This window comes from Streptomyces acidicola (assembly GCF_009377235.1).
GTDB classification, from domain to species: domain Bacteria; phylum Actinomycetota; class Actinomycetes; order Streptomycetales; family Streptomycetaceae; genus Streptomyces; species Streptomyces acidicola.
Window position 1 is genome coordinate 1 of record NZ_VMNX01000309.1, and the last position, 9,451, is coordinate 9,451.

12 protein-coding genes are annotated in these 9,451 nt (G+C 71.0%); 3 read left to right on the forward strand and 9 right to left on the reverse strand.

The genetic code is table 11. The annotated features are described in order from the left end of the window. The 7 genes from FPZ41_RS41660 to FPZ41_RS41690 form a co-directional block, all read right to left on the reverse strand. The coding region (locus FPZ41_RS41660) for a phosphoadenosine phosphosulfate reductase domain-containing protein (protein WP_152869477.1) at positions 1 to 202 on the reverse strand (202 nt) is incomplete at its 3' end. Further along, positions 199 to 750: an adenylyl-sulfate kinase gene (cysC, locus tag FPZ41_RS41665; RefSeq protein WP_152869479.1), complete on the reverse strand. Its 552-nt coding sequence runs from the start codon at positions 748 to 750 to the stop codon at positions 199 to 201. The genes FPZ41_RS41660 and cysC, both read right to left, overlap by 4 nt. Continuing rightward, entirely contained in the window at positions 747 to 1,979 is a 1,233-nt protein-coding gene (locus FPZ41_RS41670) for a glycosyltransferase family 4 protein (protein ID WP_152869481.1), read from the reverse strand. Before FPZ41_RS41670 ends, cysC begins: the two co-directional genes overlap by 4 nt. Further along, positions 1,976 to 2,404 (reverse strand): hypothetical protein, encoded by a 429-nt coding sequence (locus FPZ41_RS41675; RefSeq protein ID WP_322621404.1) that lies wholly within the window; start codon positions 2,402 to 2,404, stop codon positions 1,976 to 1,978. Before FPZ41_RS41675 ends, FPZ41_RS41670 begins: the two co-directional genes overlap by 4 nt. Then, complete coding sequence (locus FPZ41_RS41680) at positions 2,401 to 3,300, reverse strand: sulfotransferase family protein (RefSeq protein WP_152869482.1); 900 nt, start codon at positions 3,298 to 3,300, stop codon at positions 2,401 to 2,403. The genes FPZ41_RS41675 and FPZ41_RS41680 overlap by 4 nt, the downstream gene beginning before the upstream one ends. A gap of 84 nt (positions 3,301 to 3,384) precedes the next feature. Beyond that, entirely contained in the window at positions 3,385 to 4,230 is an 846-nt protein-coding gene (locus FPZ41_RS41685) for a PaaX family transcriptional regulator (protein ID WP_152869484.1), read from the reverse strand. Positions 4,231 to 4,261: 31 nt separating this feature from the next. Further along, the gene (locus FPZ41_RS41690; protein WP_152869486.1) at positions 4,262 to 5,920 is read right to left on the reverse strand and encodes an AMP-binding protein; all 1,659 of its coding nucleotides are present in this window, start codon (positions 5,918 to 5,920) and stop codon (positions 4,262 to 4,264) included. A gap of 120 nt (positions 5,921 to 6,040) precedes the next feature. Between FPZ41_RS41690 and FPZ41_RS41695 the strand changes: the two genes are divergently transcribed. Together FPZ41_RS41695 and FPZ41_RS41700 are read left to right on the forward strand one after the other, a co-directional pair. Further along, on the forward strand, positions 6,041 to 7,216 hold the full coding sequence (locus FPZ41_RS41695) for an acyl-CoA dehydrogenase family protein (protein ID WP_152869488.1): 1,176 nt from the start codon (positions 6,041 to 6,043) through the stop codon (positions 7,214 to 7,216). Continuing rightward, complete coding sequence (locus FPZ41_RS41700; protein ID WP_152869489.1) at positions 7,213 to 7,611, forward strand: RidA family protein; 399 nt, start codon at positions 7,213 to 7,215, stop codon at positions 7,609 to 7,611. The genes FPZ41_RS41695 and FPZ41_RS41700 overlap by 4 nt, the downstream gene beginning before the upstream one ends. A gap of 89 nt (positions 7,612 to 7,700) precedes the next feature. On the opposite strand, the gene FPZ41_RS41705 is transcribed toward FPZ41_RS41700, so the two are convergent. After that, the gene (locus FPZ41_RS41705; RefSeq protein WP_152869491.1) at positions 7,701 to 7,904 is read right to left on the reverse strand and encodes a DUF5999 family protein; all 204 of its coding nucleotides are present in this window, start codon (positions 7,902 to 7,904) and stop codon (positions 7,701 to 7,703) included. A 333-nt stretch (positions 7,905 to 8,237) separates the two neighbouring features. Here FPZ41_RS41705 and FPZ41_RS49715 point away from each other — a divergent pair, with 333 nt between their 5' ends. Further along, entirely contained in the window at positions 8,238 to 8,789 is a 552-nt protein-coding gene (locus FPZ41_RS49715) for a DUF6299 family protein (RefSeq protein ID WP_152869493.1), read from the forward strand. Positions 8,790 to 8,852: 63 nt separating this feature from the next. Here the strand turns inward: FPZ41_RS49715 and FPZ41_RS41715 are convergent. After that, on the reverse strand, positions 8,853 to 9,451 hold a 599-nt coding region (locus FPZ41_RS41715; RefSeq protein WP_152869495.1), incomplete at its 5' end, for a carbonic anhydrase.

Here is a 9,451-nt window from a genome sequence, read left to right on the forward strand (position 1 = left end):
GGAGCAGGGAGAAGGGGATCGCCGCGGGGGCGAAGGCCTTCAGCGCCAGGTGGAGCATGACGATGGAGTCCTTGCCGCCGGAGAACAGGATCACCGGCCGTTCGAACTCGCCCGCCACCTCACGGAATATGTGCACCGCCTCGGACTCGAGCGCGTCCAGGTGCGAAAGAGCGAAGGTTCGCTCGGTGAGCTCCGCCGTCATGCCAGCCCCCTCCCCGCCAGCAGCGCGTGCACCGCGTTCGCCGAGTCCTCGGGCGTCTGCGACTGGGTGTGCAGCACCAGCGCCGGGTCGACCGGCTCCTCGTACGGGTCGTCGACACCGGTCAGGCCCTTGAGGTTGCCCGCGGCCTGGCGCGCGTACAGGCCCTTCACATCCCGCTGGCTGCACACCTCCACCGGGGTCGCCACGTGCACCTCGAGGTACGGCGTCCCGCTCGCGTCGTGGCGCTTGCGCACGGCCTCGCGGCTGTCGGCGTAGGGGGCGATGACGGGGACGACGGCGAGGACGCCGTTGCGGGCGAGCACCTCGGCGACCAGGCCGATGCGCTGGACGTTGATGTGGCGGTCCTCACGGGAGAAGCCGAGGCCGGCGGAGAGGAAGCGGCGGATCTCGTCACCGTCGAGGACCTCCACACGGTGTCCCTCCGACCGCAGGCGCCCGGCGAGGATGCGGGCGATGGTGGTCTTGCCCGCGCTCGGCAGCCCGGTGAGCCAGACGGTGGCTCCCTGAGCCCTGGGAGTGGTGGTCATGCGCGCTGTCCTTTCGCGGCGGCACCGCTCGGATGCCGTTGTCCGTGGAGGTCGGTGAAGAGGGCTTCCCAACGCGGGTGCACGGCGTCCGGACCGTACGACGAGGCAGTGAGCACCGCAGCGACACCCATGTCCGCGCGCAACTTCTCGTCGGCCATCAGTTTGGCCATCGAGTCGGCGAGCGCGTCCGGGTCCTCGGGCGGCACCAGCAGACCGTCGACCCCGTGCGTGAGGACGTCCGCGGGGCCGGTCGGACAGTCGAAACTCACCACCGGCAGCGCGTGGCTCATCGCTTCGATCATCACCATCGGCAGCCCCTCGAAGCGGGAACTCAGCACGTAGAACGAGGCCTTCGCCAGTTCGTCGTCCAGGCGGTCGGTGTGACCCATCAGGAACACGTGATTGTAGAGGTGGTGCTCCTCGATCAGAGTCCGAAGTTCCGCTTTCTTCTCCCCGCTTCCGTAAATCCTCAACTGCCATTCGGGGAACGTTTCCACAAGCTTCGCCCAAGCCGGTATCAGCATGTCGAAGCCCTTCTGCGGGAAGAGCCTCCCGGCCGCCACCGCGATCTTCGCCTGTGGACTGGCGGGCACCTGGTCGAGCGAGTGCACGGCGTTGGGGATGCGTACGACCCGGGTGCCGGGCAGCAGCTCCTCGTACTCGTCGCGGTCCCGCTCGGTGAGCACCGCGACCGCGTCGAAGCGGGGGTAGGTCTCCTGGATGCGTTTTTGCACGTCACGCTTGTGGGTGCCGTGGTTCATGTGTTCCTGGGCGATGCGGACCACGCCGTTCGTGGCGTGCTCGGCGGCCAGGAAGTTCAGTGCGGGGCGGGTGGTGACGAGGATGCCGTCGGTCAGCGCGCCCAGGTACGCGATGAGCCGGTCCTCGACGTACCGGTTGAAGTAGCGGTAGCCGAACTCGCCCGCAGGGATGTACCGAGGGGGCTCGTCGAGAAGCCTGCCGCGGTGGCGGTCGCGCCAGCGGGCCATGAGGCCGGACGGCGGGGTGTACGCGTCCTCGCGCAGGTCGACGACCGTGGAGATCCGCACCCGCGGGTCGAGCGGGAACTGGATGTCGTCCCGGCGGCGGATCGCGCTCACGATCTCGACGTCCCAGCCCGCGGCCACGAGCGAGTTGGCCTGGTTCATCACGGTACGGATGGTTCCGCCGCGGCCGTAGGCGTGCAGCAGCAGATAGCGGACCCTGGGGAGGGTGCGGCGGTCGCTCATGCCGCACCTCCCGTACGGCACTCCAGGGACAGGTTGTCCTTGACCGTGTAGTAGGGGCGCACGCCGATGTTCCCGGTGCGCTGCTCCGGGTACACGAAGATCTTCTTCTTGCCGCGTATGTCGTCGAGCCGGCGTCCGGCGCGCAGTTCCGTCTCGCCGTCGCTGAGGTGGATGTCCCACTCCTCGACGGCCGCGTGGTCGGCCGCGGCGAGGTCGGCGACGGGCAGTTCGCCCTCGAAGCGGTCGCCCGTGAGGTGGGCGTCGTAGCGCAGACGCTGGTCGGGGTGGGCGCGGCGGGTGAGGACCAGCTGCCAGGTGACCGCGGTGCCGGCAGCGTCGTTGGAGGGCAGCCCGTGGAGGCGTCCGACCAGCCGTATGCGTCCGTCGCGCGGCCAGACCTCTGCTATCTCGGCATGCGGCTTCACTCGCTGTAACCCCAGGCCTTGCACATGGGCCGGAGGATCTCCGGGATCTCGTCCTCGGTGGGCAGCGCGCGGCCGGACTGGACGGTGCCGGTCTTGATCTTGTCCCGCCAGTCACCGAGGCCCTTGACGACCTGGGCGTCGTCCTTCTTGCCGTAGTCGAGCATGGACGGCTCGAAGTCGATGTCGAGGAACAGGCACAGCCGCCGCATCTCCTTCTCCGGGTCGGCGGTGATGTCCTCGTAGCGCACGGTGTGCCCGCCGGTGATGCCCTCGCGGGCCCTCTCGACGGCCTTCATGTAGCGCAGCGCGTCGGCCGCGGCCTCCTCGTACGTGCGCTTGTCGGGGTCGCCCTCGTGCCAGGACTGGGCGATGGAGACGGGGTGGCGCAGCAGGAAGACGAAGCGCGCGTCGGGCCAGCAGTCCCTGATGCGCTGAAAGACGAAGGCGTTGCTCGGCGTCTTCTCGACGACGAAGTCCTTGCCCGACTTCACCAGCTCGCGGTGCATGACCCGGTCCCACAGCAGGTGCTCCAGGTCGCCGCGCTCCAGGTCCAGCGCGCTCATGGCCTTCTGCGACAGCTTGCTGCCGTAGCCGACCTCAAGCCGGCGTATGTGCAGCTCGTGCGGCGAGTGCAGCCGCGAGTGCGCGTTCAGCAGCATCCGCAGCAGCGTGGAGCCGGAACGCACCGGAGACATGATGAAGACCGGCTGCCGCAGCAGCCGGTCCGTCGTGAGGTCCTCGGGGCCCGGACATCGGTACACCGCCGTGGGCTGCTTGGCGGCCGGCTTGGGAGCCGCGGCTTTCTTCGGCTGGTCGGGCGTGGCCGGGGCGGCCTTGCGGACCTGGAGGCCGGTGGTGGCGGTGAGCGCCCGGTTCAGATTGCGCATCAGACTCATGCGTCATGATGCTAAGTAAGAATTCTGAGAAGACGGAAGGAGAAATCTAAGGGTTCCCTGAGTCCACCAAATCGTAACCTGGCGTCAGGTTTGGCGGATCACTCCCGGTGCCTGATCCACTCCGGCGAAGACCGCTCCCGCGTCCCTCAACCGCTCGTGCAGCGCCCGGAAGACGGCCGCCGAACGCACGCCCGGCCAGTCGGCGGGGAGCAGGGCGGACGGCAGCCCGGGGTCCACGTACGGCAGGTGCCGCCACGAGTCCAGGGCCAGCAGGTAGTCGCGGTACGCCTCCTCCGCAGGGGTGTCCTCCCGGCCCTCCCAGTCGTGCAGCACGCGCGCGTGGCCGTCGAGGAACGCCTCGTGTTCCTTGGCGATCGCGGCCAGGTCCCACCAGCGGGCCACCGACTCGACCGTCGGCGCGAAGCCAAGGTGGTCGCCGCGGAACAGGTCCACGTACGGGTCGAGCCTCAGCCGCTCCAGGCTGTGCCGGGTCTCCTCGTACAGGCGGGCCGGCGCGATCCACACCCCGGGGGCCGCGGTGCCGAAGCCGAGCCCGGCCAGCCGGGAGCGCAGTACGTGCCGCTTCTGCCGCTCGGGCTCCGGTACGGAGAACACGGCCAGCACCCAGCCCTCGTCCACCGGGGGCGGCTGGGCGGCGTACACGCGCCGGTCACCGTCGTCGAGCAACTGCCGCGCCTGGGGCGACAGCGCGTACCCGGCCGCCCCGGTCACCGTACGGGCCGGCAAGAGCAGCCCGCGCCGCTTCAGCCGGGACACGGACGACCGTACGGAGGGCGCGTCGACGCCCACCGCGGCGAGGAGCCGGATCAGCTCGGACACGGGCACCGGACCGGGCACGGAGCGACCGTACGCGCCGTAGAAGGTCACGATGAGGGAACGGGGTGCGTGCTGATCGGACACGTTGATCATTTTAGATCTTCGGCATCGCTGCTGCTGGTCGTCACCGCTGGTCGTCGCCGGTGCGCAGCCTGAACCGCTGCAGTTTTCCGGTCGCCGTGCGCGGCAGGGCGTCCAGGAAGACGATCTCGCGCGGGCACTTGTAGGGCGCCAGTTCGGCCTTGAGGAACGTGCGCAGCGCCGTCTCGTCCCGTGGCGCGCCCGCCCTCAGCACCGCGTACGCCACGACGACCTGACCCCGCGTCTCGTCCGGCCGCCCCACCACCGCCGCCTCGACCACGTCCGGGTGACGCAGCAGGGCGTCCTCGACCTCCGGGCCCGCGATGTTGTACCCGGACGAGATGATCATGTCGTCCGCGCGCGCGACATATCGGAAGTAGCCGTCGGTTTCGCGGACATACGTGTCCCCGGTGATGTTCCAGCCGCCCCGCACGTACTCCCGCTGCCGCGGATCGGCAAGGTACCGGCAGCCCACCGGCCCGCGCACCGCCAGCAGTCCGGGTTCGCCGTCCGGCACGGGCGAGCCGTTCTCGTCCTGCACGCGCGCGTGCCACCCCGGTACGGGAACGCCGGTCGTGCCGGGCCTGATGTGCTCGTCGGCCGCGGAGATGAAGATGTGCAGCAGCTCGGTGGCGCCGATGCCGTTGATGATCCCCAGCCCGGTGCGCTCGTGCCAGGCCTCCCAGGTGGCCCCGGGCAGGTTCTCGCCCGCCGAGACACACCGCCTGAGTGACGACACGTCATGCCGGGCCTGCCCGGACGTTCCGTCGAGTTCCGCCAGCATCGCCCGGTACGCCGTCGGCGCGGTGAACAGCACCGACACCCGGTGCTCGGCGATCGCGGGCAACAACTGCCGGGGACCGGCCTGTTCGAGCAGTAAGGAACTGGCGCCCACCCGCAGCGGGAAGACGACGAGCCCGCCGAGCCCGAAGGTGAACCCGAGGGGCGGACTGCCCGCGAAGACATCCTCGTGGTGTGGCTTCAACACATGCTTCGAGAAGGTGTCCGCTATGGCCAACACATCGCGGTGGAAGTGCAGACACCCCTTGGGGCGGCCGGTCGTGCCGGACGTGAACGCGATCAGCGCGACGTCGTCGGCGGCCGTGTCGACCGCCTCGAACGGCTCGTCGGGTGCCGGCAGACGCAGCAGGTCGTCCGGCGCGTCACCGCCGTACGTCGTGATCCGCAGCCCGGGCACCTCGGCCTTCGCGAGGTCGTCGACCGACCGTACGTCGCACAGCGCCCGGTCCACCCGGGCGATCCGGCACATGGTCGCGAGCTCGTGCGGTCGTGCCTGCGCCAGCACGGTGACGGCGACCGCACCCGCCTTGAGCACCGCCAGCCAGCAGGCCGCCAGCCATGGTGTGGTCGGGCCGCGCAGGAGGACCCGGTTGCCTGGGACGACACCGAGGTCGGTGACCAGGGTGTGGGCGATGCGGTCGACACGGGCGCGGAGTGCGCCGTACGTCCAGGTGGCGCCGGAGGGGGTGTGGAACGCCGGACGCCCGGGGGCGACCGTGCCGAGCAGTTCGGCGGCGCAGTTGAGGCGGGCCGGGTAGCGCAGCTCCGGCAGGTCGAAGGTGAGCTCGGGCCACTGGCCGGGGGGTGGGAGGTGGTCGCGGGTGAAGGTGTCCGCGTGGGCCGAGCCAGTCGGCCGTACGCCCTCAGCGGGGTCCTTCTCACCGGGGTCCTTGGTCTCCATGGCGGTTCGCCCCCTTGGCCGTGGTGGGCTCGCACCAGGAGCGTATCGGGTTGGTGACGACAGTCAATGGTCCGCGATACCGTCGGGTGAGGACCCGCCCCTCAGGTGAGAGGACCGGCGATGACCGCATTCTCGCTCGAACCAGCACAACTCGCCCGGTGTGCCGAGCTGCGCGCCCTGGCGGCGGAGCGGCTGAGGCCCCTGGCGGAGAAGGGCGAGCCGGGCCGCGTCAACCGCCCGCTCGTCGCGGAACTCGCCCGACTCGGCCTGCTGGAGCGGCTGTTCACCTCCGGCGCGCTCGACCTGTGCCTGATGCGGGAGTCCCTCGCGTACGCCTGTACGGAGGCCGAGACCGCGCTCGCCCTGCAGGGCCTGGGCGCCCATCCGGTGCACGCGCACGGCACCGGGGCCCAACGCGCCCGCTGGCTGCCCGAGGTCACCGCGGGCACGGCGGTGGCGGCCTTCGCGCTGAGCGAGCCGGGGGCGGGCTCGGACGCGGCGGCGCTGGCCCTGCGGGCGGAGCCGGACGGCCCGGGCCGCTGGCGGCTCACGGGCGAGAAGTGCTGGATCTCCAACGCCCCCGAAGCCGACCTCTACACCGTGTTCGCGCGCACGACGCCCGAAGCGGGCGCCCGCGGCGTCACCGCCTTCCTCGTGCCCGCCGACCGCCCCGGCCTCACCGGCACCGCCCTCGACATGCTCTCCCCGCACCCCGTCGGAGCCCTCGGCTTCGACGCGGTACCGGTCACGGCGGACGACGTCCTCGGCGAGCCCGACCGCGGATTCCGGGTCGCCATGGGCACCCTGAACCTCTTCCGGCCGAGCGTGGGCGCCTTCGCGGTCGGCATGGCGCAGGCGGCCCTGGACGCCACGCTCGCCCACACGGCCGAACGCAGCGCCTTCGGGGGCAAGCTGAAGGACCTTCAGACCGTGGCCCACCAGGTCGCCGAGATGGCCGTACGGACGGAGGCGGCACGCCTCATGGTGTACGCGGCGGCGACGGCCTACGACGAGGGGGCCCCGGACGTCCCCAAGCGCGCCGCCATGGCCAAGCTGTTCGCCACCGAGACCGCCCAGTACGTCGTGGACGCGGCGGTCCAGCTCCACGGCGCCCGCGCCCTGCGCCGCGGCCACCTGCTGGAACACCTCTACCGGGAGGTGCGGGCGCCCCGGGTCTACGAGGGGGCGAGCGAGGTCCAACGCGACATCATCGCAAAGGAGCTGACGAAGGAGTTGGCGAAGAAGCTGAACGAAGAAGGGGCGAGGGATGTGACGAAGGAGGTGCACGTCTCATGAGCGCCGAGCGCATCAACCCGACCGACCTGTCCCCGCCCACGGGTTTCTCCCACGCGGTCGTCGCCACAGGTTCCCGGGTGGTCTTCCTGGCCGGCCAGACGGCGCTCGACACCGACGGCAAGATCGTCGGGGACACGCTCCCGGAGCAGTTCGAACGGGCGCTCACCGGCCTGCTGACGGCACTGAAGGCGGCCGGCGGCACTCCGGCCGACCTCGCCCGCGTCACGGTCTACGCCACCGATGTCGCCGACTACCGCGCACACGTCTCCCAGCTCGGCCGGATCTGGCGGAGACTGGCGGGCCGTGACTATCCCGCGATGGCCGTCGTAGGGGTCGTACGGCTGTGGGACGAGCGCGCCCTGGTCGAACTCGACGGCTTCGCGGTGCTGCCGTAGGCGCGGTACGGCGCCCCGACAGGGGCGCGGGGAACTGCGCGACCAGCCCCCACCGGCCCGCAGCGATGTCACCGCTCTCCCGCGGAGCGCTACGCGGCGACCGTCAACTCCGCGACCGGCACCCGCCGCGGAGCGACCACGCTGCCGTCGGGCTGGATCTCACCGGTGTCGTCGAAGACGATGGCCCCGTTGCACAGCAGGTTCCAGCCCTGCTCGGGGTGGAAGGCGACGATGTGCGCGGCGTCGCTTCCGGGACGGTCGACCGAGGGGCACTGGGGCTGGTGGGAACACATGGCGCGCCTCCACATCGGATGCCTCACATCGGATGGCTTCCATCGGATGACTGTGCGGCGGGCGGCGGGTCACCGCCCCGCCCTGGTGCTGTACTACGAACCATGCGCGCGCCCCGAACCCCTCGCCAAGCGATGTCGAGGAAGCGTGACACCACCCGGACGTCCTGTGACACGACGCTGACAAACCGGAGACCACTGGTCCCCCGGTGAGGGGCCGGTGTGCTGGAGACGGGCGAGCCGACTCGCTGACGAAGGAGTGACGAAGACGGACAGGCGCCCGCCGGGCCGATACCTCTGAGGTACCCGTTCAAGGAGGTATGAGGAGGTATACCGATGTCGTTTTCCCGGGTCATCGGCGCGGCCACGGGTGCCGCGCTGCTGGTCTTCACCGCCCCCTCGGCCCAGGCCGCCGCCGAGCCGGACGAGGCCGTGACGATCGCCACCACCGGTCGCATGGCCACCGACGGCACGATCACCCTGTCCGGCACGTACCGCTGCGCGCCCGGCAGCGGCCCCGTCTTCGTGTCGTCCTCGATCCAGCAGGGCACCAGCCGACGCAGCATCGGCGGCACCCGCGCCGTCTGCGACGGCGACGAACACCGGTGGACGAACTCGGGCAGGGCCGGGTCCGTCACGTACCGCTGCGTCACCACAAGCAGCTCCGGCAACGGCGTCGAGCGCCGTGTGAGCAGCAACTCCCGCACGGACTGCCCCGGAGACGGACATCCGTCGGGGGACACGGGCTGGGTCAGGTCCGACACGTACCGGCCAGGCGACGCCCAGGTGCAGGCCACCCTGCTGGAGCTGCGCCGCTTCTCCGGCTGGATTCCGGTGCCGTACATCCGCGCGGTGGAGGAGCGGCAGATCAAGCTGGTCGCTCGCTGACGGACACGGCACGGCGGCCCCGGTACCCGGCGCTGGGCCGGGGACCGGGGCCGCCGCCCGGGGTCAGCCGACCCGGTGGACCTGCTGGGTGGTCAGTTCGTAGCGGGCGCCGACTATGAGCAGTTCGCCCGCGTCCACCTTGGCGGCGAGGTCGGGCTCGGCCGCGAGCTGGGAGCGGACGCGCTTGACGTTGGCGTCTATGGTCGCGTCGACGCGCGCGTCGCCCTCCTGGCTGTGGTCGATGGCCGGCTTGATCTGCTCGACCAGGTACCGCAGGCTGGCGGGCACTTCCTCACCCGTCTCGTCCGCGTGGACCGCGGCCTTCACCGCGCCGCACGACTGGTGCCCGAGCACCACTATCAGGGGTACGCCCAGTTCGAGCACCCCGTAGGTGGTGCTGCCGAGCACGGCGTCGTCGAGGACCTCGCCGCCCGAGCGCACGGTCATCAGGTCGCCGAGGCCCTGGTCGAACACCAGCTCCGGCGGCACACGGGAGTCGATGCAGCCGAGCACGATGGCGAAGGGTTGCTGACCCGACACCAGGGCCTGCCGCACGGTATGCGTCTCGTCGGGGTGCTGCTGGCGGTAGGTGCGCCAGCGGAGGTTGCCCGCCGCCAGTTCCCGCAGGGCCTCCTGCCCGGTGGTCGGGCGGGGGCGGGTGG

Bases quoted from the DNA above. Each gene is read 5' to 3' on its own strand.
- cysC (WP_152869479.1), bottom strand. From the start codon at position 750: ATGACCACCACTCCCAGGGCTCAGGGAGCCACCGTCTGGCTCACCGGG.
- FPZ41_RS41670 (WP_152869481.1), bottom strand. From the start codon at position 1,979: ATGAGCGACCGCCGCACCCTCCCCAGGGTCCGCTATCTGCTGCTGCAC.
- FPZ41_RS41680 (WP_152869482.1), bottom strand. From the start codon at position 3,300: ATGAGTCTGATGCGCAATCTGAACCGGGCGCTCACCGCCACCACCGGC.
- FPZ41_RS41685 (WP_152869484.1), bottom strand. From the start codon at position 4,230: ATGATCAACGTGTCCGATCAGCACGCACCCCGTTCCCTCATCGTGACC.
- FPZ41_RS41690 (WP_152869486.1), bottom strand. From the start codon at position 5,920: ATGGAGACCAAGGACCCCGGTGAGAAGGACCCCGCTGAGGGCGTACGG.
- FPZ41_RS41695 (WP_152869488.1), top strand. From the start codon at position 6,041: ATGACCGCATTCTCGCTCGAACCAGCACAACTCGCCCGGTGTGCCGAG.
- FPZ41_RS41700 (WP_152869489.1), top strand. From the start codon at position 7,213: ATGAGCGCCGAGCGCATCAACCCGACCGACCTGTCCCCGCCCACGGGT.
- FPZ41_RS41705 (WP_152869491.1), bottom strand. From the start codon at position 7,904: ATGTGTTCCCACCAGCCCCAGTGCCCCTCGGTCGACCGTCCCGGAAGC.
- FPZ41_RS49715 (WP_152869493.1), top strand. From the start codon at position 8,238: ATGTCGTTTTCCCGGGTCATCGGCGCGGCCACGGGTGCCGCGCTGCTG.